Origin of the sequence: Streptomyces sp. NPDC046821, from assembly GCF_040645335.1 — a bacterium.
GTDB lineage: Bacteria > Actinomycetota > Actinomycetes > Streptomycetales > Streptomycetaceae > Streptomyces.
This window is the reverse complement of record NZ_JBEYYB010000008.1, coordinates 277,041-301,502: the sequence shown is the minus strand read 5'-3', so window position 1 is coordinate 301,502 and position 24,462 is coordinate 277,041. Positions and strand designations below refer to the sequence as shown.

Annotated in this window: 22 protein-coding genes and 1 pseudogene; 13 read left to right on the top strand and 10 right to left on the bottom strand. The window is 70.5% G+C overall.

Going from position 1 to position 24,462, the window contains the following annotated elements; translation table 11 throughout:
• Window positions 1-89 precede the first annotated feature (89 nt).
• From ABZ893_RS18455 to ABZ893_RS18440, 4 genes are all read left to right on the top strand, one after another.
• Window positions 90-1,577: an MFS transporter gene (locus ABZ893_RS18455; RefSeq protein ID WP_361404331.1), complete on the top strand. Its 1,488-nt coding sequence runs from the start codon at window positions 90-92 to the stop codon at window positions 1,575-1,577.
• A gap of 292 nt (window positions 1,578-1,869) precedes the next feature.
• Window positions 1,870-3,678, top strand: a complete 1,809-nt coding sequence (locus tag ABZ893_RS18450) for a DEAD/DEAH box helicase (RefSeq protein WP_361404328.1) — start codon at window positions 1,870-1,872, stop codon at window positions 3,676-3,678.
• A 376-nt stretch (window positions 3,679-4,054) separates the two neighbouring features.
• Entirely contained in the window at window positions 4,055-4,696 is a 642-nt protein-coding gene (locus ABZ893_RS18445; RefSeq protein WP_361404325.1) for a helix-turn-helix domain-containing protein, read from the top strand.
• A gap of 109 nt (window positions 4,697-4,805) precedes the next feature.
• On the top strand, window positions 4,806-5,600 hold the full coding sequence (locus ABZ893_RS18440; RefSeq protein ID WP_361404322.1) for a S16 family serine protease: 795 nt from the start codon (window positions 4,806-4,808) through the stop codon (window positions 5,598-5,600).
• A 21-nt stretch (window positions 5,601-5,621) separates the two neighbouring features.
• Here ABZ893_RS18440 and ABZ893_RS18435 read toward each other — a convergent pair whose 3' ends face one another.
• The 5 genes from ABZ893_RS18435 to ABZ893_RS18415 all read right to left on the bottom strand — a co-directional run bounded on the left by ABZ893_RS18435 (window position 5,622) and on the right by ABZ893_RS18415 (window position 10,016).
• Window positions 5,622-6,590, bottom strand: coding sequence for a glycine betaine ABC transporter substrate-binding protein (locus tag ABZ893_RS18435; RefSeq protein ID WP_361404319.1), 969 nt, complete (start codon window positions 6,588-6,590; stop codon window positions 5,622-5,624).
• Window positions 6,587-7,447: an ABC transporter permease gene (locus ABZ893_RS18430; RefSeq protein WP_361404316.1), complete on the bottom strand. Its 861-nt coding sequence runs from the start codon at window positions 7,445-7,447 to the stop codon at window positions 6,587-6,589. Before ABZ893_RS18430 ends, ABZ893_RS18435 begins: the two co-directional genes overlap by 4 nt.
• Window positions 7,444-8,748 (bottom strand): betaine/proline/choline family ABC transporter ATP-binding protein, encoded by a 1,305-nt coding sequence (locus ABZ893_RS18425; RefSeq protein ID WP_361404609.1) that lies wholly within the window; start codon window positions 8,746-8,748, stop codon window positions 7,444-7,446. The genes ABZ893_RS18430 and ABZ893_RS18425 overlap by 4 nt, the downstream gene beginning before the upstream one ends.
• A 28-nt stretch (window positions 8,749-8,776) precedes the next feature.
• Window positions 8,777-9,424, bottom strand: a complete 648-nt coding sequence (locus ABZ893_RS18420; RefSeq protein ID WP_361404313.1) for an ABC transporter permease — start codon at window positions 9,422-9,424, stop codon at window positions 8,777-8,779.
• A gap of 121 nt (window positions 9,425-9,545) precedes the next feature.
• Entirely contained in the window at window positions 9,546-10,016 is a 471-nt protein-coding gene (locus tag ABZ893_RS18415) for an Lrp/AsnC family transcriptional regulator (protein ID WP_361404311.1), read from the bottom strand.
• Between the two features lie 122 nt (window positions 10,017-10,138).
• Here ABZ893_RS18415 and hppD point away from each other — a divergent pair, with 122 nt between their 5' ends.
• Genes hppD through nthA form a run of 4 tightly spaced genes read left to right on the top strand, consistent with a single transcriptional unit; the run spans window position 10,139 to window position 12,473 of the window.
• Entirely contained in the window at window positions 10,139-11,296 is a 1,158-nt protein-coding gene (hppD, locus tag ABZ893_RS18410) for a 4-hydroxyphenylpyruvate dioxygenase (RefSeq protein ID WP_361404308.1), read from the top strand.
• A gap of 22 nt (window positions 11,297-11,318) precedes the next feature.
• Window positions 11,319-11,603 (top strand): hypothetical protein, encoded by a 285-nt coding sequence (locus ABZ893_RS18405; RefSeq protein ID WP_361404305.1) that lies wholly within the window; start codon window positions 11,319-11,321, stop codon window positions 11,601-11,603.
• Window positions 11,596-11,889, top strand: a complete 294-nt coding sequence (locus ABZ893_RS18400) for an SH3-like domain-containing protein (protein ID WP_361404302.1) — start codon at window positions 11,596-11,598, stop codon at window positions 11,887-11,889. Before ABZ893_RS18405 ends, ABZ893_RS18400 begins: the two co-directional genes overlap by 8 nt.
• On the top strand, window positions 11,886-12,473 hold the full coding sequence (gene nthA, locus ABZ893_RS18395; RefSeq protein ID WP_361404299.1) for a nitrile hydratase subunit alpha: 588 nt from the start codon (window positions 11,886-11,888) through the stop codon (window positions 12,471-12,473). Before ABZ893_RS18400 ends, nthA begins: the two co-directional genes overlap by 4 nt.
• Here the strand turns inward: nthA and ABZ893_RS18390 are convergent.
• Window positions 12,451-14,067: a tetratricopeptide repeat protein gene (locus ABZ893_RS18390; RefSeq protein WP_361404296.1), complete on the bottom strand. Its 1,617-nt coding sequence runs from the start codon at window positions 14,065-14,067 to the stop codon at window positions 12,451-12,453. The genes nthA and ABZ893_RS18390 overlap by 23 nt on opposite strands.
• 111 nt (window positions 14,068-14,178) lie before the next feature.
• Between ABZ893_RS18390 and ABZ893_RS18385 the strand changes: the two genes are divergently transcribed.
• On the top strand, window positions 14,179-15,549 hold the full coding sequence (locus tag ABZ893_RS18385; protein WP_361404293.1) for an FAD-linked oxidase C-terminal domain-containing protein: 1,371 nt from the start codon (window positions 14,179-14,181) through the stop codon (window positions 15,547-15,549).
• A gap of 67 nt (window positions 15,550-15,616) precedes the next feature.
• Here ABZ893_RS18385 and ABZ893_RS18380 read toward each other — a convergent pair whose 3' ends face one another.
• On the bottom strand, window positions 15,617-16,096 hold the full coding sequence (locus ABZ893_RS18380; protein ID WP_361404290.1) for an SsgA family sporulation/cell division regulator: 480 nt from the start codon (window positions 16,094-16,096) through the stop codon (window positions 15,617-15,619).
• A gap of 230 nt (window positions 16,097-16,326) precedes the next feature.
• On the opposite strand from ABZ893_RS18380, the gene ABZ893_RS18375 reads away from it, so the two are divergent.
• Window positions 16,327-17,787 (top strand): RDD family protein, encoded by a 1,461-nt coding sequence (locus ABZ893_RS18375; protein WP_361404287.1) that lies wholly within the window; start codon window positions 16,327-16,329, stop codon window positions 17,785-17,787.
• A 112-nt stretch (window positions 17,788-17,899) separates the two neighbouring features.
• Complete coding sequence (locus tag ABZ893_RS18370) at window positions 17,900-18,595, top strand: RDD family protein (RefSeq protein WP_361404284.1); 696 nt, start codon at window positions 17,900-17,902, stop codon at window positions 18,593-18,595.
• A 33-nt stretch (window positions 18,596-18,628) separates the two neighbouring features.
• On the opposite strand, the gene ABZ893_RS18365 is transcribed toward ABZ893_RS18370, so the two are convergent.
• A complete protein-coding gene (locus tag ABZ893_RS18365) occupies window positions 18,629-18,973 on the bottom strand; it encodes a hypothetical protein (RefSeq protein WP_361404281.1) in 345 nt (114 codons plus the stop codon).
• A gap of 402 nt (window positions 18,974-19,375) precedes the next feature.
• Here ABZ893_RS18365 and ABZ893_RS18360 point away from each other — a divergent pair, with 402 nt between their 5' ends.
• Together ABZ893_RS18360 and ABZ893_RS18355 are read left to right on the top strand one after the other, a co-directional pair.
• Window positions 19,376-21,772: an immune inhibitor A domain-containing protein gene (locus ABZ893_RS18360; protein ID WP_361404278.1), complete on the top strand. Its 2,397-nt coding sequence runs from the start codon at window positions 19,376-19,378 to the stop codon at window positions 21,770-21,772.
• 122 nt (window positions 21,773-21,894) lie between these two features.
• Window positions 21,895-22,194, top strand: a pseudogene (locus tag ABZ893_RS18355) (hypothetical protein); the annotation flags it as partial.
• Between the two features lie 257 nt (window positions 22,195-22,451).
• On the opposite strand, the gene ABZ893_RS18350 reads toward ABZ893_RS18355, so the two are convergent.
• Complete coding sequence (locus ABZ893_RS18350) at window positions 22,452-23,039, bottom strand: isochorismatase family protein (protein WP_361404275.1); 588 nt, start codon at window positions 23,037-23,039, stop codon at window positions 22,452-22,454.
• Between the two features lie 79 nt (window positions 23,040-23,118).
• On the bottom strand, window positions 23,119-24,462 hold the full coding sequence (locus ABZ893_RS18345; protein ID WP_361404272.1) for a nicotinate phosphoribosyltransferase: 1,344 nt from the start codon (window positions 24,460-24,462) through the stop codon (window positions 23,119-23,121).

The window sequence follows — 24,462 nt, the reverse complement described above, 5'->3', positions numbered from 1 at the left end:
CGCCGTTCATGGTCGTACGACGATGGGACCAGGAGAAGCGCGACTCTCGACAGGGGTCAACCAGCGTTGTGCCTCTTACTCTGAACCCTATGGCCGCCCTGGAACCCCGTGATGACGCCGATGCCGTCGCCACCTCGCCCACCGAGACCGCACCGCCCACCCCGACCGGACAGACGGTCGCACCCCGTGACGGTGTCCTCAGCCGTTCCTACCGTTCCCTCAGCATCGGCATCGTCTCCGTCGTCCTGCTGATCGCCTTCGAGGCGACCGCCGTCGGGACGGCCATGCCCGTCGCCGCGCGGGAGCTGCACGGGGTGTCGCTGTACGCGTTCGCGTTCTCCGCGTTCTTCACGACGAGCCTGTTCGGGATGGTCTTCTCGGGGCAGTGGGCCGACCGGCGCGGGCCGCTGGGGCCGCTCGGGGCGGGGATCGCGGCGTTCGCGGCGGGGCTGCTGCTCGCCGGGACGGCAGCGTCGATGTGGATGTTCATCGCCGGGCGGGCCGTGCAGGGGCTGGGCGGCGGGCTCGTCATCGTCGCGCTGTACGTCGTCGTCAGCCGCGCGTACCCGGAGCGGCTGCGGCCCGCGATCATGGCCGCGTTCGCGGCGAGCTGGGTCGTCCCGTCCGTCGTCGGGCCGCTCGCGTCCGGCGCGGTGACCGAGCACATCGGGTGGCGATGGGTGTTCATCGGGATCCCCGTTCTCGTCGTGTTCCCGCTGGCGCTCGCGCTGCCGCAGATACGGCGGCGTGCGTCGGGCCCCGCCGAGGGCGCGGCGCGAGGCGCGGTCGACGGCCGGCGCATCCGGCTCGCCCTCGGGATCTCGCTGGGCGCCGGGCTCCTCCAGTACGCGGCCCAGGACCTGCGGTGGCTCTCGCTCCTGCCCGGCGCGGTGGGCGTCACCCTGCTCGTGCCGGCCGTGCTCGGGCTGCTGCCGCGCGGGACGTATCGCGCGGCGCGCGGGCTGCCGTCGGTCGTGCTGCTGCGTGGCGTGGCCGCCGGGTCGTTCATCGCGGCGGAGTCCTTCGTACCGCTCATGCTCGTCACCCAGCGCGGGCTCTCCCCGACGACGGCCGGGCTCTCGCTCTCGCTCGGCGGGGGCACGTGGGCGCTCGGCTCCTACCTCCAGTCGCGGCCGCGTTTCGAGCCGTACCGCGAGCAGATGATGTCGGGCGGGATGCTGCTGGTGACGGCGGCCGTCGCGACCGTGCCGAGCGTGCTGATCCAGGCCGTGCCGGTGTGGATCGTCGCCGTCGCCTGGGCCTTCGGGTGCCTGGGGATGGGGCTCGTCATCTCGTCGACGAGCGTGCTGCTGCTCGAGCTGTCCGCGCCCGAGGAGGCGGGGGCCAACTCCGCCGCCCTCCAGATCTCGGACGGCCTGTCCAACGTCGTACTCCTCGCCATCGGAGGAGCGGCCTTCGCGGCGCTCGGCGGAGGTGCCGTAGGCGCCGCCCACGGAGCCGTCCAGTCCGGCGGCGGCTCGCATCCGGCGGCCTTCGTCGCCGTGTTCCTGCCGATGGCTGCGGTCGCCCTGGTGGGGGCGTGGGTGGCCACGCGGGTACGGGCCGCAGGGCGCTGATGTGGCCACGCGGGTACGGGCCGTAGGGCGCTGACGTGGCTACGCGGGTACGGGCCGCCGGTCGCTGACGGGCCGGTGTGAGGCCTGTCGCATCCGTGCCGCGGGCGCCCGAGTCTGCCCCTGGATGAGCGCGGCTCACCGGTAGGGTGGCCCGGTTGTCGTACGTACCCCGAGCCTCAAAGTGCGTACCCCCAGCGTCAGTAAGTCAGCGAGAAACCCGCGTCAGCGCTGTGGCCCGCGTCAGCACCCTGCGGTCCGCGCCCCGCCCGTACCTGCGTCAAAACCGGAGACCGTGACTACCACCGCCGCCGCCACCGCCTCTTCCGCCTCCTCCCACCACCTCTCACCCGCCTTCCCCGGCCGCGCCCCCTGGGGCACCGCGGGCAAGCTGCGTGCCTGGCAGCAAGGGGCCATGGAGAGGTACCTCCAGGAGCAGCCGCGCGACTTCCTCGCCGTCGCCACCCCGGGCGCCGGCAAGACGACGTTCGCGCTCACCCTCGCGTCCTGGCTGCTGCACCATCACGTCGTGCAGCAGGTGACCGTGGTCGCGCCGACCGAGCACCTGAAGAAGCAGTGGGCCGAGGCGGCGGCGCGCATAGGGATCAAGCTGGACCCCGAGTACAGCGCGGGCCCGCTCAGCAAGGAGTACCAGGGCGTCGCCGTCACGTACGCCGGTGTGGGCGTCCGCCCGATGCTCCACCGCAACCGCTCCGAGCAGCGCAAGACCCTCGTCATCCTCGACGAGATCCACCACGCCGGTGACTCGAAGTCGTGGGGCGAGGCCTGCCTGGAGGCGTTCGAGCCGGCCACCCGCCGCCTCGCCCTCACCGGCACGCCGTTCCGCTCGGACACGAACCCGATCCCCTTCGTCACGTACGAGGAGGGGAACGACGGCATCCGGCGCTCCTCGGCCGACTACACCTACGGCTACGGCAGCGCGCTCGGCGACGGCGTCGTGCGGCCCGTCATCTTCCTCTCCTACAGCGGCAACATGCGCTGGCGCACCAAGGCCGGTGACGAGATCGCGGCGCGGCTCGGCGAGCCGATGACCAAGGACGCCATCAGCCAGGCCTGGCGTACCGCGCTCGATCCGCGCGGCGAATGGATGCCGAGCGTGCTGCGCGCCGCCGACCAGCGGCTCACCGAGGTCCGCAAGGGCATCCCGGACGCCGGCGGTCTCGTCATCGCCGCCGACCAGGACTCTGCCCGCGCCTACGCCAAGCTGATCCGGGAGATCACCGGCACGAAGCCCACCGTCGTCCTCTCCGACGACACCGGCGCGTCGAACCGGATCGACGACTTCAGCGCGAGCGACGACCGCTGGATGGTCGCCGTCCGCATGGTGTCCGAGGGCGTCGACGTGCCCCGGCTCGCGGTCGGCGTGTACGCGACGACGATCTCGACGCCTCTGTTCTTCGCGCAGGCCGTCGGCCGTTTCGTGCGGTCGCGGCGGCGCGGCGAGACCGCCTCGGTCTTCCTGCCCACGGTCCCCGACCTGCTCGGCTTCGCCAACGAGATGGAGGTCGAGCGCGACCACGTGCTCGACAAGCCGAAGAAGGACGGCGAGGAGGACCCGTACGCCGAGTCCGAGAAGGAGATGGACGAGGCGAACCGGCAGGAGGACGAGGACACGGGGGAGCAGGAGCAGTTCTCCTTCGAGGCCCTGGAGTCCGAGGCCGTCTTCGACCGCGTCCTCTACGACGGCGCCGAGTTCGGTATGCAGGCGCACCCGGGCAGCGAGGAGGAGCAGGACTACCTCGGCATTCCCGGGCTCCTCGAACCCGACCAGGTGCAGATGCTGCTCCAGAAGCGGCAGGCCCGGCAGATCGCGCACAGCAAGAAGAAGCCGGACAGCGAGGCCGACCTCCTGGAGATGCCGGCCGAGCGGCGGCCCGTCGTCTCCCACAAGGAACTCCTCGAACTGAGGAAGTCGCTCAACACGATGGTCGGCGCGTACGTCCACCAGAGCGGGAAGCCGCACGGCGTCATCCACACCGAGCTGCGGCGCGTGTGCGGGGGGCCGCCGAGCGCGGAGGCCACGGCCGGGCAGCTGCGGCAGCGCATCGCGAAGGTCCAGGAGTGGGCGACCCGGATGAAGTGACCCCGTCGTCCGTGCGCTGACGTGACCCCTCCGGGCGGGGACGGGTGACGTTACGGGCGCGTGTCCGGCTCGCGGTGGCGTTGTGTGGGCCTCGCGACCGGCGGCACCCGGAGCGACGGGAAGCGTGCGCTCTACGTGGAGAGGTCGTGCACGCTCCGTCCGCATCACCCCCTGAAGTGGGGTGATCGGGACATCCCGGGACAGTTACTGCCCGGATTCTGGACGCAGTCTTCCGCTGAGCGGGACGACCTCGCTACATTCCCGGTCACGCACACGCCCCGTGGCAGAGCCGCCTCGGAGCGCAATCGGTGCGTTATGCGCCTCCGCCCGGGAAACTCCGAAGCCCCGGGTCGATCACCACTAAGGAGTGGGCGTCGTGACCGCGGAGACCTCCCAGACGCTCGACCGGGGACTGCGAGTCCTCAAGCTGCTGGCCGACACGGACCACGGCCTGACGGTCACCGAGCTGTCCAACAAACTAGGCGTCAACCGTACGGTCGTGTACCGCCTGCTCGCCACGCTCGAACAGCACACCCTGGTCCGCCGTGACCTCGGCGGACGCGCGCGGGTCGGACTCGGCGTGCTGCGCCTGGGCCGCCAGGTGCATCCGCTGGTACGGGAGGCCGCGCTGCCGGCGCTGCGCTCTCTCGCCGAGGACATCGGGGCGACGGCGCATCTGACGCTGGTCGACGGGTCGGAGGCGCTGGCCGTCGCGGTCGTCGAGCCGACGTGGACGGACTATCACGTGGCGTACCGGGCGGGGTTCCGGCATCCGCTCGACCGCGGGGCGGCGGGGCGGGCGATTCTCGCTGCGCGGCAGGGGTTGGTGCCTGAGCCGGGGTTCACGCTGACGCACGGGGAGCTTGAGGCCGGGGCCTGCGGGGCGGCTGCGCCATTGGTCGGGGTCACCGGGCTTGAGGGGAGTGTGGGGGTTGTCATGCTTTCGGACTCCGTCCCTGAGCGGGTGGGGCCGCGGGTTCTTGATGCTGCGCAGGAAGTGGCGGACGCGTTGCGTTGACGTCTGTGTTTGTGCGGGGAGCGTGGGTTTTTTGCGCAGTTCCCCGCGCCCCTTACGGGGCCCCATAGGCCGCATCCTGCTCTCCTGACCCTCGCGTTAGATTGGGCTCGTGCTTCTCTCTCGTCTCTCGCGGCCCAAGGCCCTCGCCGTTTGTGCTGTGCCCGTGGTCGCTCTGCTCGGTGTCGCGGTGTTCGCGCCGCTGCCTTTCGCGGTGGCGGAGCCCGGGCCGACCACGAATGTGCTCGGGGACTCCAAGGGGAAGCCCGTCATCGAGATCTCCGGGGCGCCCACCCGTGACACCTCCGGCAAGCTGCGGATGGTGACCATCGTGGCGACGGGGCCCGACTCGGACGTGAGTCTCGGGGACGTCGTCGACAGCTGGTTCCGTACGGACCGGGCCGTCATGCCCCGCGACGCCGTGTATCCGACCGGCAACACCAGCAAGGAGATCGAGCAGCACAACCTCGGCGAGATGAAGAAGTCCCAGGACTCCGCCACCGCCGCGGCCCTCGGCTACCTCGGCAAGAACCCCGCCGAAGTGAAGGTGAACCTCCAGCTCGGGGACGTCGGCGGGCCCAGCGCCGGCCTCTTCTTCTCGCTCGGCATCGTCGACAAGCTCGACGGCAACGGCAGCGGCGGTGACCTCACCGGCGGCCGCTCCATCGCCGGTACCGGCACGATCACCCCCGACGGCACGGTCGGCGCCGTCGGCGGTGTCTCGCTCAAGACGCAGGCGGCCTGGCGCGACGGCGCGAAGGTGTTCCTCGTACCGAAGGCGGAGTGCTCCGACGCCACCGCCGAGTCGCCGAAGGGGCTCCGGCTCATCCCGGTGACGACCCTCAAGGGTGCCGTCACCGCGCTGAACAGCCTGAACACCGGCAAGGGCACCGTCCCCAGCTGCTGACCGAGCCCCTCAGGGGGGCGATCACTGCGTGACGAACCCCTCCTGCACCAGCCAGGCCATGGCCACGTCATGCGGGTCCTGGCCCTCGACGTCCACCTTCGCGTTCAGTTCCTGCGCGACCGTGTTGTCGAGTTTCTTCGTGATCGGCTCGATGACCTGCGCCATCGCCGGGTACTTGTTCAGGGCCTTCGTGTTGATCTCCGGCGCCGCGTTGTAGTTCGGGAAGAAGTGCTTGTCGTCGGCCATCACCTGCAGGTGCATCGCCTTGATACGGCCGTCGGTCGTGAACACCTCGCCGAACGTGCACGTGCCCTTCGCGGCCTGCGTGTAGATGATGCCGGTGTCCATCTGCGTGACGTTCCCGGTCGGGATGCTCATCCCGTATGCCTTCTCCATGCCCGGCAGGCCGTCCGCGCGGTTGGCGAACTCGCTCTCCACGCACAGCGTCACCGCCTTCGGGTCCTTCTTCGCGAGCGCGGCCACGTCCGACAGCGTCATCGTGCCGTACTTCTTGAAGTTGGCCTCGTTCATGGCGAGTGCGTACGTGTTGTTGAGCGCGGACGGCGGAAGCCAGGTGATGCCGTTCTTCGCGTCGGCGTCGCGCACCGCCTGCCACTGCGCCTGCGGGTTCGGGATGGGATGCGAGTTCCCGAGGTACGTGATCCAGGCCGTGCCCGTGTACTCGTACATGGCGGCCGCGTCACCGTTCTTGATCGCCTCGCGCGCGCCGATGGAACCCTGGATGCCGGTGCGGTCGAGCACGTTCGCGCCGGCCGCCTTGAAGGCGATGCCCATCATGGCGCCGAGGATCAGCTGCTCGGTGAACTCCTTGGACGTGACGGTGATGGACGCTCCCTTGAGGGGCTGCCCCTTGCCGACCGACCCCGGGTTCACCGCGTCGGCCAGCGGGCTGCCGCTCGTCAGCCCGCACCCGGCGAGCAGCGCCCCGGTCACCCCGGCCGCCGCCGCCACACGGTACGTACGCCTCATGCCCGTACCTCCAACCCGCGCGGACGCAACAGGAGTTCGGCCAGCGAGGCCAGCCAGTCGACCATCAGGGCCAGGGACACCGTCAGGACCGAGCCGAGCACCAGGACCGGCATCCGCTGGTTGGTGATGCCCGTCGTGATCAGGACGCCGAGACCGCCACCGCCGCCGAACGTGGCGAGCGTCGCCGTGCCGACGTTCAGGACGAGCGCCGTCCGCACGCCCGCGAGGATCAGCGGTACGGCCAGCGGGAGTTCGACTCTCGTGAGGACGCCCATCGGGGACATGCCGATGCCGCGCGCCGCTTCGAGGAGCGTGGGGTCGTTCGCCTTCAGGCCCGCGATCGTGTTGGAGAGCACCGGCAGGATCGCGTAGATGATGATGCCGATCAGGGCCGACCGGCGGCCGATGCCCAGCCAGATCACCAGCAGGGCGAGCAGGCCGATCGCGGGCGTGGCCTGGCCCATGTTCGCGAAGGCGAGCGCGATCGGGGTCGCCTTGCGGAACATCTTGCGGGTCAGCAGGATGCCCAGCGGGATCGCGATGATCAGCACGAAGAACGTGGAGACCACCGTCAGGTAGATGTGCTGCTTGAGCAGCTTCCACACCTGGCCGCCCACCAGGGCGTTCTCGGAGATCGTGTCCAGGCTGGCCTGCTCGAACCACAGCCACGTCGCGAGCAGCACGGCCGCGACCACGGCGGGCAGGAACGTGAGCCGCTGCCAGGTGATCCGGCGCGGCTCCCGCGCCGGTGGCGGGGGCGCCTCCTGTTCGGCCTCGCCCTCGTCCCGGAAGGCGACACCCTTCACCTCGTGCTCGCCGTCGGGACGCTCGTCCACGGGCGACTTGGGGGTGTTCACTCGGTGGGCCCCCCGTCGCCTTCCTGCTCCTTGTGGGTCTGGTGGGCGCGCATCTCCTCAAGCGCGTGCTGGTGCTCGACGGCCTCCAGGCGGTCCGCGTCGAGGAGTTCGTGCACGGAGTTCATCAGCGTCTCCATGTCGACGACGCCCTCGTACTCGCCGCGCCGCCCGGTGACCGCGACCCGCCCCGCGTTGTCCGTCAGGACCGCTTCGAGGGCGTCGCGCAGGGTCGCGTCCCGGGTCACCGTGTCGTGCACGAGGGTGCCCGCGCGGGCGAGCGAGCCCTTGGCGCGCATCAGGTCGCCGCGCCGCAGCCACTTGTAGGGGCGGCGCTTCCGGTCGAGCAGGAGCAGTTCGTTGGTGCCCGCGTCGCGCAGCTTGTCGAAGATGGTCTGGAGCGGGTCGTCGACCTGGACCGTCGGATAGTCGGTGACCTCCACGTCCCGTACGCGGCTGAGGTTGAGGCGCTTGAGGGCCGCGCCCGCGCCGACGAACCCGGACACGAAGTCGTCGACCGGGTTGGTGAGGATGGCCTCGGGGGTGTCGAACTGGGCGATGTGCGAGCGCTCGCGCAGCACCACGATGCGGTCGCCCAGCTTGATCGCCTCGTCGAAGTCGTGAGTGACGAAGACGATCGTCTTGTGCAGCTCGCGCTGGAGCCGGATCAGCTCGTCCTGGAGATGGTCGCGGGTGATCGGGTCGACCGCGCCGAACGGCTCGTCCATCAGCAGTACGGGCGGATCCGCCGCCAACGCCCTTGCCACGCCCACGCGTTGCTGCTGTCCGCCGGAGAGCTGGCGAGGATAGCGGCCCCGGAACTCGGCCGGGTCCAGGCCCACCAGGTCCAGCATCTCCTCGACGCGCGCCTTGATCCTCCCCTTGGGCCAGCCGACCATCTTCGGTACGAGCGCGATGTTCTGAGCGACCGTCATGTGCGGGAAGAGCCCGGAGGACTGGATCGCGTAGCCGACGCTGCGGCGCAGCTTCACCGGGTCCATGTCGGTGACGTCCTCGCCGGCGATCCTGATGCGGCCGCTGGTCGGCTCGATGAGCCGGTTGATCATCTTGAGCAGGGTGGTCTTCCCGCCGCCGGAGGGGCCGACGAAGATGACGGTCTCGCCGGCCTTGATCTCCAGGCTGACGTTGTCGACGGCGGGGGCTGCGGCTCCCGGGTAGCGCTTGGTGAGGTTCTCCAGCTCGATCGTGGCGCCGGTCGTGCCGCCCGCGCCCGCACCGGCGGCGAGGGCGGTGGCGTCGGGCTTTCCGGCCTCGGCGGGGACGGTGCCGGTGGTGGCGGCCATCGCCGCCGGGGGAGTCTCGGGCACGGATTCAGACACGGATCCCCCTCGGGATGGTCAGGCGGCCGATGAGGACGTACGCGGCGTCGAAGAGCAGCGCGAGGATGATGATCCCGATCGTGCCCGCGAGCACCTGGTTCAGCGCGTTCTTGCTGCCCAGGGACGCGATCCCGCGGAAGATCTCGTTGCCGAGCCCCGGGCCCGACGCGTAGGCGGCGATCGCGGCGATGCCCATCAGCATCTGCGTGGAGACGCGGATCCCGGTGAGGATCGGCGGCCAGGCGAGCGGCAGTTCCACCTTGGTGAGCCGCGCGACACGGGACATGCCGATGCCGCGCGCCGCGTCGATCAATGCGGGGTCCACGCCTCGCAGGCCCACGATCGCGTTCCGCACGATGGGCAGCAGCCCGTACAGGGTCAGCGCGATGACGGTCGGGGCGACGCCGAGGCCGACGATGGGGATGAGCAGGCCGATCATGGCGAGTGAGGGGATCGTCAGGATCGACGACGTGGCGGTGGTGGCGAGGTTGCCGGCCCATTCGCTGCGGTAGGTGAGGACGCCGATCGCCACACCTATGAGGGTCGCGACGACCATGCACTGGAAGACGGCGCTGGCGTGCTGGTAGGCGTCCGCCAGGAGTTGCTGGTGGCGGTTGCCGATGTAGTCCCAGAAGTTCACTCGGGCCTCACCTCCTAGCGCCGGAGCGGCGTCCGGCCGGGATCCCGCCGGAGGTCCGGGGTCGTCCCCGGGAAGTCGCAAGTGCCGGCACTCACCTAGCCCGGACGGACGCCGTGAGCGGTCAGGAGTCCCCTGAGGCCTGTTCCACCAGCGGGATGATGCGCAGCGGAACGGGGTTCTCCATGACGATCGCGGTGGACGCCCGGACGATGCCATCAAAGCCCACCACCCGGTCGATCACCCGTTGGAGATCGGCGTTCGACCTGGCCACGAGCCGGCACAGCATGTCGCCGCTGCCCGTCGTCGTGTGCAGCTCCAGAACCTCCGGCACGGTCGTCAAGTGCGCCCGGACATCGGGCCCTTGGCCCTGCCGGATCTGCAGCGTGGCGAACGCCGTGACCGGATAGCCGAGCGCCGCCGGGTCGACCTGAGGACCAAAACCGCGGATGACTCCATTCGACTGAAGCCGGTCGAGCCTGGCCTGCACGGTGCCGCGCGCCACCCCGAGTCGCCGGGACGCCTCCAGAACCCCGATCCGCGGCTCACGCGCGAGGAGCAGGAGCAGCTGCCCGTCCAGATGATCGATCGCCATGCCGGCCTCCCCAGTGGTCATCTTGTACAGATCGCCCGGCCATATTGGCCATGCACTGAGCAGATTGACCACAGGAATCGCGAACTATTGCGCACCTTGTGGTCCGGAGAGACGCTCGGGCCATGGCAGCTACTTCTGCGAACATCCACCCCACCACCCCCCACACCGCGCGCGAGGCAGACCCCTTCCCGGTCAAGGGAATGGACGCGGTCGTCTTCGCCGTGGGCAACGCCAAACAGGCCGCCCACTACTACTCGACCGCCTTCGGCATGAAGCTCGTGGCCTACGCAGGGCCGGAGAACGGCAGCCGCGAGACCGCCTCCTACGTGCTCACGAACGGCGCCGCCCGCTTCGTGTTCACCTCCGTCATCAAGGTCTCGACCGACTGGGGCCGGTTCCTCGCCGACCACGTGGCCGAGCACGGCGACGGCGTCGTCGACCTCGCCATCGAGGTCCCCGACGCGCGGGCCGCGTACGCGTACGCCGTCGAGCACGGCGCCCGCGGCATCACCGAGCCGTACGAGACCAAGGACGAGCACGGCACCGTCGTGCGCGCCGCCATCGCCACGTACGGCCGGACCCGGCACACCCTCGTCGAGCGCACCGGGTACGACGGCCCGTACCTGCCCGGGTTCGCGCCCGCGGACCCGATCGTCGAGCCCCCGGCCAAGCGCACGTTCCAGGCCATCGACCACTGCGTCGGCAACGTCGAGCTCGGCAGGATGAACGAGTGGGTCGCCTTCTACAACAAGGTCATGGGCTTCACGAACATGAAGGAGTTCGTGGGCGACGACATCGCCACCGAGTACAGCGCCCTGATGTCGAAGGTCGTCGCGGACGGCACCCTCAAGGTCAAGTTCCCGATCAACGAGCCCGCCGTCGGCAAGAAGAAGTCCCAGATCGACGAGTACCTGGAGTTCTACGGCGGCGCGGGCGTCCAGCACATCGCCCTCGCCACGAACGACATCGTCGCCTCCGTACGCACCATGCGCGCGGCCGGCGTCCAGTTCCTCGACACCCCCGACTCGTACTACGACACCCTCGGCGAATGGGCCGGCGAGACCCGCGTCCCCGTCGAGACCCTGCGCGAGCTGAAGATCCTCGTCGACCGTGACGAGGACGGCTACCTGCTGCAGATCTTCACCAAGCCGGTCCAGGACAAGCCGACCGTCTTCTTCGAGATGATCGAGCGGCACGGCTCGATGGGCTTCGGCAAGGGCAACTTCAAGGCCCTCTTCGAGGCGATCGAGCGCGAGCAGGAAAAGCGCGGCAATCTCTAAAACGCGCTCGTAGGCTGGCCGCATGGCCAGGATCAACGACGTAGGCGGCATGACAGGGTTCGGCGCCATCGACATCAGCGACGACGCCGAACCCTTCCACGCGGACTGGGAGGCGCGCGTCTTCGCGCTCCAGCGCGCACTCCTCGTCAAGGGGTGCTTCAACCTCGACGAGTTCCGGGACGCCATCGAGACGATGCCCCCGCAGGAGTACCTCGCGGCCTCGTACTACGAGCGCTGGTTCCACGCGATCCGCACGCTCCTCGAACGCAAGGGCGTCATCGAGGAAGGGGCGCTGGACCATGCCTGACGACTCCGTGCGTGGCCGCTTCGCGCCGGGCGCGCACGTCGTCACGTACCTCCACGACCCGCCGCACCACACCCGCCTCCCGCGCTACGCCCGCGGCAAGCACGGCGTCGTCGTCGAGCCGGAGGGGCGGGCCCCGCTCGCCGACGTCCGCGCGCAGGGGCGGGACGACGCGCCCGTCGAGATGATCTACGCGGTCCGGTTCGCGGCGCGTGAGCTGTGGGGCGAGGGCGACCACCACGTCGTACTCGACCTGTCGGAGAGCTACCTGAGGGAGACCGACCGATGACCGGCACGCACGACGACGCGGTGATCTCCCGCCAAGTCAGGTTCCTGGAAAGCCTGTTGGAGGAGAAGGGCATCGTCGGCGGGGACACCGTCGACGAGGTCATCGACGGATTCCTGTCGGGCGCCTCGCCCGTGAACGGCGCGAAGGTCGCCGCCCGCGCCTGGACCGACCCCGCCTACCGGGAGCGGCTCCTCGCCGACGGCGCGGAAGCCGTGGGTGAACTCGGCTTCTCCTCCGGGGGAGTTCAGAAGCAGCGGCTGCGCGTCGTCGAGAACACCGCCGACACCCACAACGTCGTCGTCTGCACCCTCTGCTCCTGCTATCCGCTGCGCCTGCTCGGCCCCTCGCCCGGCTGGTACAAGTCCGAGGCGTACCGCTCCCGCGTCGTCCGCGACCCGCGCGGCGTCCTCGCCGAGTTCGGCGTGACGCTCCCCGAGTCCGTGGACATCACCGTCTGGGACTCCAGCGCGGAGACCCGCTACATGGTCCTGCCGAGGCGCCCCACGGACTCGGACGGCCTCAGCGAGGAAGAACTGGCCGCCCTGGTCACGCGGAACGGGCTCATCGGGACGGCTGTGCTTTAGGACTTCCTGGAGTTGACGGCTCAGCCGCTGCCGGGGGTGGGGCCGACGGCCTCGGCGGGGCGGACGGGCGGGTCGCCGGGCTCGGGGTCGTCGGCTTGCCGGGAGCCGGCTTCTGGGGCGCGGGACGCTCGGGCACGGAATCCCCGGGCTCGTCCATCTGCGCGACGCCCCCGGGCGGCGGGTCGCCCAGCGCGGCCAGCGCCTGCTTCGCCGGCCCGGAAAGCAGCGGCGAGAACTGCGGATTGAGCTGCAGGGCCTCGCCGATGTGCCGCCGCGCGGGCCCGTCGAGCCCGAACGCCCGCTCCACCTCACCCAGGTGGTACGCGAACAGCGCGCTCCGCACACCCCCGTGCTCCGTGTCCGTCGAGCGCTTCAGGAACCCGAGCGCCGCCCGGTCGTCCCCGGATCGGTGCAGCGCCCAGCCCAGCGCGTCCGCCGTCCACGCGCTCGGCGCCCGCTTCCACTCCGCCCGCAACTGCGTCACCGCCGCCCGCGCATCCCCGTGATCCGCCTCGAACCGCCCGAACACGAGCGCGTCGTCGACCCCGTCCGCCCCGTCCGCGCGCACCCGCGCCCGCAGCACGTCGTACTGCGTGCGCGCCGCCCCGGCGAGCCCGAGCGACTCGTACAACTCGCCGAGTTCCAGGGCGTATTCGGGCCGCGGATACTTGGCGAGGGCACTCTGGTACGCGCGCAGCGCCTCCGACGTGCGGCCGAGGGACGCCAGCGCGCGGCCCTTCCCGGCGAGCGACGCGTGGTGGCCGGGGTCCGCCGCGAGCGCCTGGCCGAAGTAGTCCAGCGCCTGTCTCGGCTTGCCCCGGTCCCACGCCAGCTCACCGAGCCGCTGCAGACAGGCGGCCTGCTCGGCGGCCGTCGGCGCGAGCGCCGCCGCGTCCGTCAGCGACGCGTACGCGTCCTCACGCCATCCGCGCTCCCCGTAGACCTGCCCCTTCTCCGCCATCACCGCCTGCCCCGAGTGCAGCCCGGTCAGCGTGTCCAGGGACGCGCCCACCTCCTTGTAGTCGCCGAGCCCGCCGTACGCGCCGATCAGCGCCGGATACGTCGTCCACCGCTTCGGCGCCAGCTTCACCGCCGCCTCGCCCCAATCCTTCGCGGCGGCGTAGTCGTGCCGCGCTCCGGCGAGCCGGGCGAGGCCGGTCAGGGCCTCCACGTTCCCGGTGGGCCGCGTCTTCAGCGACGTACGCAGCGCGCGCTCGGCCTTCGGGTAGTACCCGGGGTCGGCCGTCCGCGTGCCGCGCTCCACGTAGGCGGCCCCGAGCACCGCCCACGCCCGGCCGTCACGCGGATGAGACCGCACACGCGCCTCGCGCTCACCGATGAGCACCGACAGATCGGACAGCTGCGGAGCCGCCCCCGCGGCCGCCGCCAGCATCGCCCGCTCGGCGGGACCCTGCGCCGGAGGACCGCTGCGGGGCGACGAGGAGGGCAGCACCAGCAGGATCCCGCCGAGCACCACGGACCCCGCGACGGCGGCCATCAGCACACGCTTCGCCAGGGGCGGCAGACGCCTGCGTCCCGGCTCGGGAACCAGGACCGGAGCCTGCTGTTCCTCTTCGATCTCCGCGATCTTCATGGCCGACACTGTGCGTCAATAGGAAGAGCACATCGCGGCAACATCCCGTCTAGCGGGAGGGCGTCGCCCAGTTGGTTCACACGGATGGCATCGAGTGCCACGCTGAGATACATGACCCGCACACTTGTCGAACGACTCCAGGAAGGCCTGCCGGCCGAGGCGGTAATCACCGACTCCGACGTCACGGCCTCGTACGCCAACGACATGGCGAGCTTCTGTGACGCCGGGACACCCGCCGTCGTCGTGCTGCCCCGCACCGTCGAACAGGTCCAGCACGTCATGCGCACCGCCACCGAGCTGCGCGTACCGGTCGTTCCGCAGGGCGCCCGCACGGGTCTGTCGGGCGCGGCCAACGCCTCCGACGACTGCATCGTGCTGTCCCTCGTCAAGATGGACCGGATCCTGGAGATCAACACCGTCGACAGGATCGCGGTCGTCGAGCCGGGCGTCATCAACGCCACGCTCTCGCGCGCCGTGAACGAGAAGGGCCTCTACTACCCGCCGGACCCGTCCAGTTGGGAAATGTGCACCATCGGCGGCAACATCGGCACCGCCTCGGGCGGCCTGTGCTGCGTCAAGTACGGCGTGACGGCGGAGTACGTCCTCGGGCTCGACGTCGTCCTCGCCGACGGCCGCCTCCTGTCCACCGGGCGCCGCACCGCCAAGGGCGTCGCGGGCTACGACCTCACGCGCCTGTTCGTCGGCTCCGAGGGCAGCCTCGGCGTCGTCGTGAAGGCCACCCTCGCCCTCAAGCCCGAACCGCTCCAGCAGCTCGTCCTGGCCGCCGAGTTCTCCTCCACGGACGCCGCCTGCGAAGCCGTCTGCAAGATCATGGAGGGCGGCCACACCCCCTCCCTGCTCGAACTCATGGACCGTACGACCATCAAGGCCGTCAACGACATGGCCAACATGGGGCTCCCCGAGACGACGGAGGCACTGCTCCTCGCCGCCTTCGACACCCCGGACCCCGCCGCCGACCTCGCCGCCGTCGGCGCCCTGTGCGAGGCCGCCGGCGCGACCCAGGTCGTCCCCGCCGATGACGCCGCCGAGTCCGAACTCCTCCTCCAGGCCCGCCGTCTCTCCCTCACCGCGCTCGAAGCGGTCAAGGGCACGACGATGATCGACGACGTGTGCGTGCCCCGCACCCGGCTCGCCGAGATGCTCACCGGCGTCGAGCGCATCGCCGAGAAGTACGACCTGACCATCGGCGTCTGCTGCCACGCCGGTGACGGCAACACGCACCCCACCGTCTGCTTCGACGCCCAGGACGCCGACGAGGGCCGCCGGGCCCGCGAGTCCTTCGACGAGATCATGGCTCTCGGTCTCGAACTCGGCGGGACCATCACCGGCGAACACGGCGTCGGCATCCTCAAGAAGGAGTGGCTGGCGCGCGAGCTCGGCCCGGTCGGCGTCGAGATGCAGCGCGCCGTCAAGGCGGCCTTCGACCCGCTCGGCCTGCTCAACCCGGGCAAGCTCTTCTGACGCCCGCCACTCCCTGATATCCGCGTTCCCTCCGATATGCGCGTGACCGCCCCCGTGCGGCGCGCGCTCACTCACCGTCCTTGGACTCGTCCGAGGGCCACGGGTCGCGCATCCACAGCTCGTCGGTGCGGCCGGTGGCGGGTGCGAGCAGCTCGGCGAGGCCGTCGTCGATGCCGAGCCGCTCGGACTCAGAGCCCGGAGGAACCACCCGCAGCGTCCGCTCCAGCCAGGCGGACACCGCGGCGGCGGGCGCTTCCAGGAGCGCGTCGCCGTCGGGTGAGCTCAGCGCCATCAGCACGACGCTGCGGCGGTCGACCTTCGTCGGCCACACCCGCACGTCCCCGTGCCCGCACGGCCGGAACACGCCCTCGACGAGCAGCTCGCGGGCGAACGTCCAGTTGACCGGGTACTCGCTCCCGATGTGGAAGGCGATGTGGACGGCGTACGGGTCGTCGGTCCGGTAGGTGAGCCGGGCCGGGACAGGGATGCTGCGCTCGGGCGACAGGACGAGCCTCAGCTCGAGTTCGCGTTCCACGACGGTGTGCATGGCTGCGGTTCCTCTCCTCGTACGGGTCTTGCGCGTCGTCACCGGGCCTGCGAGAGCGGGCCCGTGCAAGGAGAGAGGGGGGAACGCGCGCAGCATTACGCGACTTCTCAAAAGTTTTTTCCGGGGTCCCCGGAAAGTGGTCCGTACCCATGGACCCGCCCGGTGCGGGGCGGTGGTCTGATAGATGTGGACCCCCAACAAAACCCCCGAGCAGATACGGGACGACGGACATGAGCGCCCCAACTCCGGCCCCCGGCGACGACAGGCCCCGCGAGGGGTACTACCCCGACCCGTCCATTCCCGGATATGTCCGGTACTGGAACGGTGCGTCGTGGGTGCCCGGCACGAGCCGCCCCGCCCCGTCCGACGGAGAACCGCTCGCGGCTCCCGCCGGGATCGCCCCCGCCCCGGCTCCCGCGCCCTCGCCTTCGCCGGCGCCGGCGTCCGTCGAGGAGACCGGCCCCGTCTTCCTCGACGAGGAGCCCGAGCGGTACGCGGACGAGCCGGTCACTTCCGAACCGGTCACGCCCGAGCCGGCCGCGGCCTGGCAGGCGGACGCCTCCCACCAGAGCGGCTTCGGCGGCGACCAGGACCGCCGCGTCTCGTGGGGCACCGACCCGCGCGTCCCGGCCCCGAAGGAGACGCCTACCGACGGCACGGTCGCGATCCGCGCCGTGAAGCCGGAGCCGAAGCAGCCGCCCAGCGACGGGACGGTCACGTTCCGCCGCCCCACCGCCCCGGCCGCGGACCGGCCCGAGGGCACGATGATGATGCGGGCGATTCCTGCTACTCCGCAGGTGCCGGGGCAGAAGGGACAGGCGGCGCAGGGTCAGGCGCCTCAGGGCCCGGCCCTGCAGGGTGGTCCGGCCCAGGCACAGCACCCGCAGGCCCAGCCCCAGGCCGCCCACCCCCAGCCCCAGGCCGCCCACCCCCAGCAGGCCGCCCCCCAGCCGCACGCCCCCCAGGCCGCCGTCCCGCCGCAGGCCGCCGCCCCCGCGCAGGCCGGGCCCGGCGCCGGATCGCCCTCCTGGGCCCAGCAGGTGCACCACCTCGCCCAGCCCGGTCAGCCCGGTCAGCCCGGTCAGCCCGCTCAGGCCGGACAGCCGGCGCAGCCCGCCCCGGCCCAGCCCGCGGAGCCCGACGGTCCGGTCACCCCGTGGAAGCCCGTGGCCAACGACCCCTTCCTGGCGGCCGCCCAGGCGCAGGCCTCGGCCCGCCCCGCCGGGATCGGCAAGCGGCTCGCGGCGCGGCTCGTCGACACTGTCGTGCTCGGCGCGGTCACCGCGCTCGCGGCCGTCCCGCTCGGCACGAAGGCCGTCGACCACATCAACGCCAAGATCGACGCGGCGAAGGCCTCGGGCCACGAGGTCACCGTCTGGCTCCTGGACGGCACGACCAGCGTCTACTTCGGCATCATCCTCGCCGTACTCCTCATCGGTGGTGTCCTCTACGAGGCGCTGCCGACCGCCAAGTGGGGCCGCACCCTGGGCAAGAAGCTGTGCGGCATCGAGGTCCGGGACATCGAGGAGCACGCGGCGCCGACGTTCGGCGCGGCCGTGAAGCGCTGGCTCGTCTACAGCGTGCCGGGGCTCCTGGCCGTCGGAGTCGTCGGCGTCCTGTGGTGCCTGTTCGACCGGCCTTGGCACCAGTGCTGGCACGACAAGGCGGCCCGCACGTTCGTCGCGGGCTGACGCTCACCCAGGTCGCGGGCCTACTCCGGCCGGCCCGCGCCCCGGCCGCCGCCGTCCCCCGTACGGCGGCTCGCCGGATGCGGTGCCGGGGAGTTCGGGTTCCACTCGGGCCATGAGCACCGAACCGCCGTCCCCCGGCCCTGGCCAGCCCCCGGAAGACGACCCGTTCAGGAAGCAGCCGCCGTCCCAGGGTGGCGGCGGCTCACCTTACGGCGGTCGTCAGGACCCGTACGGGAACGGCCCGGGGAACCCGTACGACACCGGAGGGACACCGCCCCCGTACGGCGGTGGCGGGGGAGGAGGCCCCTACGGGTCGGACCCCTACGGCGGCGGCCCCTACGGGGCGGACCCGCTGGCCGGGATGCCGCCGCTGGCGGACGGCGGCAAGCGGGTGATGGCGCGGATCATCGACATCATCCTGGTCAGCATCGTCGTGGGGCTGCTGTCCTGGGCGTTCAACATCGCCGAGTTCAAGACCAGCCCCGACAAGATCCAGTTCGGCAAGCAGTTCGCCGAGTCCGTCCTCGCGGCGGTCCTCTACATCGGCTACGACACCATCCTGATGACGCGGACCGGCCAGACCCTCGGCAAGCGGCTGTTCAAGCTGCGGGTCGCGGATCTCTCCAACGGCGCGACGCCCAGCGTCCAGACCAACCTCGCACGCGCCGCGGTCCTGTGGCTGCCGGCGGTGTTCTGCTGCGCCTGCATCTGGATCGCGATCTCGGGCGGCTGGAGCTTCTTCGACAAGCCCTACCGGCAGGGCCTGCACGACAAGGCCGCCAAGACGGTGGTGGTCAGTACCGGCTGAACCGGAGGGTGATGTGGGCGGCGGGTCCGTGGGTCACGGGCCCGCCGTTCCACGTGCGGCGGAGGGCGCGGTCTCGTAGACGGGCTCGGGCGCGGGGCGCGGGGCGGCGGACCGGATGGTCGCGCGCCGCACGGGCGCCGGCTCCCCGACGGCGGGCGCCGAGGCGGGGGCGGTCCCGGCGCCGGACGCGGCACCGGCGCGCCGGGGCCTCGGAGAGGTGACGGTCACTGCGACGAAGAGGCCGAGCCCGAGTGCGGCGACGGCGATGACCGCGACTCCCAGTCCCGAACTCGTCTGCGACAACAGCAGCATGGCGAGGGTGGAACAGATCACGGTCACGGAACCGTAGGCGAGCTGTGCGGCAGTCGGACGAGGCATGGCGTTATCCGTCCTCGGGACAGCGGATGCGTACTGCGATGGGGGTGGCGCTGCGTATGGCAGGTGCGTGTGGCAGCTGCATATGTAAGCGGAGCCGACTCGACCGGGCCGTGGCGCGCCGTCAAAAGACTCTATTGCGACCCATGCCCGAGAGGAACCGGTAGTAAGCGTGACCTAACCCACGGGTTCGGAGCACGGGGGGCGCACGGAGTCACCGTGTCCATGAAGTGGACGGTCGGCGCGCCCGTTGAGGGGAGTAGACGCGTCCGCATAGCGGTGCCGTTCCCCTGCATAGTGCACGCCGGCTTTCACAGTCAAGGTCTGGTAAATCTCCTTCACCTCCGGTCAAATAGCGTCACTTGTGATGCGTGGCGTAACGCCACGGAGGAGGGGAACCACCAAGTGACCATCAAGAGACGGGCGTTGAGAACCGCCGCCGTCCTCGTGACGCTGACCGCGACCGCGGCCGCCGGATCGGTCCTCGCGACGGGCGCCCAGGCCGACACCCCGGCCGCCGGAGGATCCACGTCGCACGGCAAGACCTACGGGGGCAAGGGGCACGTCATCGGCGGCCCCTTCAGCCAGCAGCAGGAACAGCAGCGCAAGACCGCCCTGGAGCAGGTGCTCTCGGGCACGTCCAAGGTCGAGCAGCGCGACGGCTCCAACGTCGTGAAGCTCGGCAAGGACAAGTACGTGGAGCTCGGCCGGGAGCGGACCGACAAGATCTTCACGATCCTGACGGAGTTCGGCGACCAGGTCGACAACACGACCCTCGTCGACCGCGCCGACGACGACACCCCGGACCTGAAGCCCAAGTACGGCGGCACGCCAGGCCCGTTGCACAACCGGATAGCCGAGCCGGACCGTGCGAACAACAACAGCACGGCCTGGCAGAAGGACTACAGCAGCAAGCACTTCCAGGACCTGTACTTCGGTTCGGGCAAGGGCGTCGACTCACTGAAGACGTACTACGAGAAGACGTCGTCGGGCCGCTACTCGGTCGACGGCGAGGTCTCGGACTGGGTCAAGGTCCCCTACAACGAGGCCCGTTACGGCTCCAACTACTGCGGCGCCGACAACTGCCCGAACGTCGAGGACCTGGTCCGCGACGGCGTCAACGCCTGGGTCGAGCAGCAGAAGGCGGCCGGCAAGTCCGACGCCGACATCAAGGCGGACCTGTCCCAGTACGACCAGTGGGACCGCACCGACCACGACGGCGACGGCAACTTCAACGAGCCCGACGGCTACATCGACCACTTCCAGATCGTCCACGCGGGCGAGGACGGGTCGGCCGGCGGCGGCGCGCAGGGCGGCGACTCCCTCTGGGCACACCGGGGTTACGCCTACGGCCGCGACGACGGCGACACGGGTCCGGCCGGCTTCAAGGCGGGCGGCACCCCCATCGGCGACACCGGCCTGTGGGTCGGCGACTACACGATGCAGCCGGAGAACGGCGGCCTCGGCGTCTTCGCCCACGAGTACGCCCACGACCTGGGCCTGCCCGACCTGTACGACACCTCGTACGCGGGCGAGAACTCGGTCGGCTTCTGGTCGCTGATGTCGGCGGGCTCCTGGCTCGGCACCGGCAAGGACGCGATCGGCGACATGCCGGGCGACATGACCGCGTGGGACAAGCTCCAGCTGGGCTGGCTCGACTACGACAAGGCCAAGGCGGCCACCAAGTCGACGCACAAGCTGGGTGTTTCGGAGTACAACACGAAGCAGAAGCAGGCCCTCGTCGTCGAACTGCCCGAGAAGAAGGGCGTCACCACCGACATAGTGCAGCCCACCGAGGGCGCCAAGCAGTGGTGGTCGGACTACGGGGACGACCTCTCCAACACCCTTTCGCGCACGGTCGATCTGACCGGCAAGTCGAAGGCCGCGCTCGAACTCGACGGCTGGTACGACATCGAGAAGGACTACGACTACCTGTACACGCAGGTGTCCACGGACGACGGCGCCAGCTGGAAGTCGATCGACGGCACCGCCGACGGCGTCACCATCCCGCGTGACGGCGGCGACAAGCCGGCCCTGACCGGCGCCTCCGGCAAGTTCCAGCACCTGGTCTTCCCGCTCGACGAGTACGCCGGCCAGAAGATCGGCATCCGCTTCCGCTACAAGACCGACGGCGGCGCGGGCGGCATGGGCTTCACCGCCGACAACCTCACCGTGAAGGCGGACGGCCAGGCGCTGTTCACCGACAACGCCGAGGGCGACGACAACGGCTGGACCGCACGCGGCTTCTCCCGCGTCGGCGCCTCCGTCACGGGCGACTTCCCGCAGTTCTACCTCGCGGAGAACCGCCAGTACGTCAGCTACGACAAGACGCTGAAGGTCGGCCCGTACAACTTCGGCTGGCGCGACGGCGGCGTGAAGAACGACTGGGTCGAGCACTACGCGTACCGGCCCGGCCTCGTCGTCTGGCAGTGGGACACCTCGCAGCGCAACAACAACGTCGGCCAGCACCCCGGCAAGGGCCTGATCCTGCCGATCGACGCGCACGCCGCGCCGCTCAAGTGGGCCGACGGCCGGCTGATCACCAACAAGATCCAGCCGTACGACGCCGCGTTCAGCCAGTACGGGAACCCGGGCTTCTCGCTGCACCGGCTCGGCGCCGAAGCCAAGATCCCGGCGCAGGCGGGCGTACCGGTCTTCGACGACCACAAGGGCACGTACTGGTACAAGGAGAACCCGACCGGCAGTGTCCAGACAACTGACACCAACACCCGGATCTCGATCGTGAAGCAGCCGCTCGACGGCTCCTCGATCACGGTGAAGGTCGGCCCCTCGGTGAAGTAATCCGCATCACCGCAGGTCAGAGCATGATCGGCCGTCGCCCTCTAGCGGGCGGCGGCCGATCGTGTTTAGGTGCGTCCTACGAAGTCGTTATTGACACCAGGTCTCACGGGGGTGTGACAGTCATGTCCGCAGGAGGGTTCTGCAAACTGCCGAACGGCACCGTGGTGGTGGCACTGACCGTGCCCAGCCCCGCGCCGGACGACGGCGCGGTACGGGTCCTGGTCCACGCGGCGAACCGGGCCCGGGCCCTGACCCGCCTACGCAACCTCGGTCTGCGAGCGATCTACCTCCGAGGCAACGCAGAACCCCCCACCCCGGACGAAATCACAGCGGTCCTCCACCACCCCGACGGCCTGGTCTGGCGCACGGCCCCCCACCTGACGTCGGGCGAACTCTTCCACCCGATCAAGGCACTGCTACGCCCAAGACGCCCGGCCCCGACAATCCGAGCGGGCTCAGTGGTCCGCACGCCTCGCCCCGGCACATCGTCCAGCGTGACGGCCTACTCCAGCCAACCCGGCCCCATCGGCGTTCGGCCCGGCTACTCCAGCCCGTCCGGAGTCTGACGGCTCCCTGGCGGGGCGCTCGGGCTATACCAGCCCCTCCGGCGTTTGAGGAGCGGGGTCTGGGGCAGAGCCCCAGGTCTTCCGGGAAGGGGCGGGCTGGGGGAGAGGAAAACTCACCCCACAACGGGCTTCCCACTCAACTCAACCCCAGCCCCCCGCATCTCCTCCAGCGCAGCGGCAGTCGTCCCCGCAGAAACCCCCGCCGTCAGCCCCAACAACACCTGAGCCCGAAACCCCTCCCGCACAGCATCAAGCGCAGTGGCCCGCACGCAGTGATCGGTAGCGATCCCCACCACATCCACCTCACCGATCCCCCGCCCCCGAAGCCACTCCGCCAACGAGACCCCGTTCTCATCGACCCCCTCGAACCCGCTGTAAGCAGCGGAATACGCGCCCTTGTCGAACACGGCATCGACACCGCCGGAGGCAACCGCAGGCGCAAAGTTCGGGTGGAACCCGACGCCCTCCGTCCCCGCCACACAGTGCGGAGGCCACGTGTGGACGTAATCCGGGGCCCCGGAGAAGTGGTCACCGGGCGCGACATGGTGATCGCGAGTGGCGACGACATGCCGGTACCCGGCCGGCGCCTGCCCGATCAGCTCGGTGATCGCCGCGGCCACATCGGCCCCACCGGCCACGGCAAGGCTGCCGCCCTCACAGAAGTCGTTCTGCACATCTACGACGATCAAGGCGCGACGCATGGGAGCTGTCCTTCTGCTGGAGTGATGTCGAGCGTAAAGACTGGACGGGCGTTACGGGAGTGGCCGGCACCGACCGGCGTTATGCGGACGTATTGACCAGATACTCCGTAGGAATAACGGCCTCCCCGCGAGACAACTGCGTAGCGGAAAGCGGCAGCCCGGCGAGAGCGTCGATGTGCCGCCGCCGCACGGCGTCCAGCGGCTCACGGGCGACCACCGACCCGCCCTTGATCAGCTCGACCAGCAGTTGGTGATCGACGAGACCGGCCGGAACGGCCCCCGTCCCGATGACCTCCGCCTCGGCGACCCCGTCCTCGTCGGGCCGCCGTGCGGCCCACTTCCGGCCACCCACAGAAGACTTCGCACCCATGGACTTCTTCGCCACAGCCTGCAGCGGAGCCTTCAGGTCGGCGGACTCGGCGCGGGCCACGAGCTTGTAGACCATCGAGCACGTCGGGTGCCCCGAGCCGGTGACCAGCTGCGTCCCCACCCCGTACGCGTCCACGGGCGCGGCGGCCAGCGAAGCGATCGCGTACTCGTCGAGATCCGAGGTCACGACGATCTTCGTCTGCGTGGCGCCCAGCTCGTCGAGCTGGTTGCGCACGCGGTGCGCGACGAGCAGCAGGTCACCGGAGTCGATCCGGACCGCCCCGAGCTCGGGCCCGGCGATCTCGACGGCGAGCTTCACGGCCTCCGTCACGTCGTACGTGTCCACGAGCAGCGTCGTCCCCTCGCCGAGGGAGTCGACCTGCGCGCGGAACGCGTCGCGCTCGGTGTCGTGCAGCAGCGTGAAGGCGTGCGCGGACGTGCCGACCGTGGGGATCCCGTACCGGAACCCGGCCGCGAGGTCCGACGTGGTGGCGAAGCCGCCCACGTACGCGGCGCGGGACGAGGCGACGGCGCTCAGCTCGTGCGTCCGGCGCGCGCCCATCTCGATCAGCGGCCGGTCACCCGCGGCGGAGGCCATGCGGGACGCGGCCGCCGCGATCGCCGAGTCGTGGTTGAGGATGGAGAGGATCACCGTCTCGAGCAGGACGCACTCGGCGAACGAGCCCTCGACCCGCAGGATCGGCGAGCCGGGGAAGTACACCTCGCCCTCGGGGTAGCCCCAGATGTCGCCGCTGAAGCGATAGGCGGCCAGCCATTCGAGGGTCCGCTCGTCGACGATGCCCCGCTCGCGCAGGAAGCCGATCTCGCCGGGCCCGAACCGGAAGTTCTCGACGGCGTCGAGCACGCGGCCGGTGCCCGCCACGACGCCGTACCGCCGCCCCTCGGGAAGCCTGCGCGTGAAGACCTCGAAGACCGAGCGCCGGTCGGCCGTGCCCGCCCGGAGCGCGGCCTGGAGCATCGTGAGCTCGTAGTGGTCGGTGAAGAGCGCTGTCGACGGGACATCCACCGGCAGGCCAAGGTCCGCTGTGTTCAT

What these genes read in the sequence shown, in the direction of transcription:
- nthA (WP_361404299.1), top strand. Translation starts at nt 11,886, where the DNA reads ATGACCGGCACGCACGACGACGCGGTGATCTCCCGCCAAGTCAGGTTC.
- ABZ893_RS18415 (WP_361404311.1), bottom strand. Translation starts at nt 10,016, where the DNA reads ATGGCGATCGATCATCTGGACGGGCAGCTGCTCCTGCTCCTCGCGCGT.
- ABZ893_RS18350 (WP_361404275.1), bottom strand. Translation starts at nt 23,039, where the DNA reads ATGCGTCGCGCCTTGATCGTCGTAGATGTGCAGAACGACTTCTGTGAG.
- ABZ893_RS18405 (WP_361404305.1), top strand. Translation starts at nt 11,319, where the DNA reads ATGGCCAGGATCAACGACGTAGGCGGCATGACAGGGTTCGGCGCCATC.
- ABZ893_RS18385 (WP_361404293.1), top strand. Translation starts at nt 14,179, where the DNA reads ATGACCCGCACACTTGTCGAACGACTCCAGGAAGGCCTGCCGGCCGAG.
- ABZ893_RS18400 (WP_361404302.1), top strand. Translation starts at nt 11,596, where the DNA reads ATGCCTGACGACTCCGTGCGTGGCCGCTTCGCGCCGGGCGCGCACGTC.
- ABZ893_RS18380 (WP_361404290.1), bottom strand. Translation starts at nt 16,096, where the DNA reads ATGCACACCGTCGTGGAACGCGAACTCGAGCTGAGGCTCGTCCTGTCG.
- ABZ893_RS18365 (WP_361404281.1), bottom strand. Translation starts at nt 18,973, where the DNA reads ATGCCTCGTCCGACTGCCGCACAGCTCGCCTACGGTTCCGTGACCGTG.
- ABZ893_RS18455 (WP_361404331.1), top strand. Translation starts at nt 90, where the DNA reads ATGGCCGCCCTGGAACCCCGTGATGACGCCGATGCCGTCGCCACCTCG.
- ABZ893_RS18435 (WP_361404319.1), bottom strand. Translation starts at nt 6,590, where the DNA reads ATGAGGCGTACGTACCGTGTGGCGGCGGCGGCCGGGGTGACCGGGGCG.
- ABZ893_RS18425 (WP_361404609.1), bottom strand. Translation starts at nt 8,748, where the DNA reads ATGGCCGCCACCACCGGCACCGTCCCCGCCGAGGCCGGAAAGCCCGAC.
- ABZ893_RS18370 (WP_361404284.1), top strand. Translation starts at nt 17,900, where the DNA reads ATGAGCACCGAACCGCCGTCCCCCGGCCCTGGCCAGCCCCCGGAAGAC.
- ABZ893_RS18390 (WP_361404296.1), bottom strand. Translation starts at nt 14,067, where the DNA reads ATGAAGATCGCGGAGATCGAAGAGGAACAGCAGGCTCCGGTCCTGGTT.
- ABZ893_RS18345 (WP_361404272.1), bottom strand. Translation starts at nt 24,462, where the DNA reads ATGAACACAGCGGACCTTGGCCTGCCGGTGGATGTCCCGTCGACAGCG.
- ABZ893_RS18375 (WP_361404287.1), top strand. Translation starts at nt 16,327, where the DNA reads ATGAGCGCCCCAACTCCGGCCCCCGGCGACGACAGGCCCCGCGAGGGG.
- hppD (WP_361404308.1), top strand. Translation starts at nt 10,139, where the DNA reads ATGGCAGCTACTTCTGCGAACATCCACCCCACCACCCCCCACACCGCG.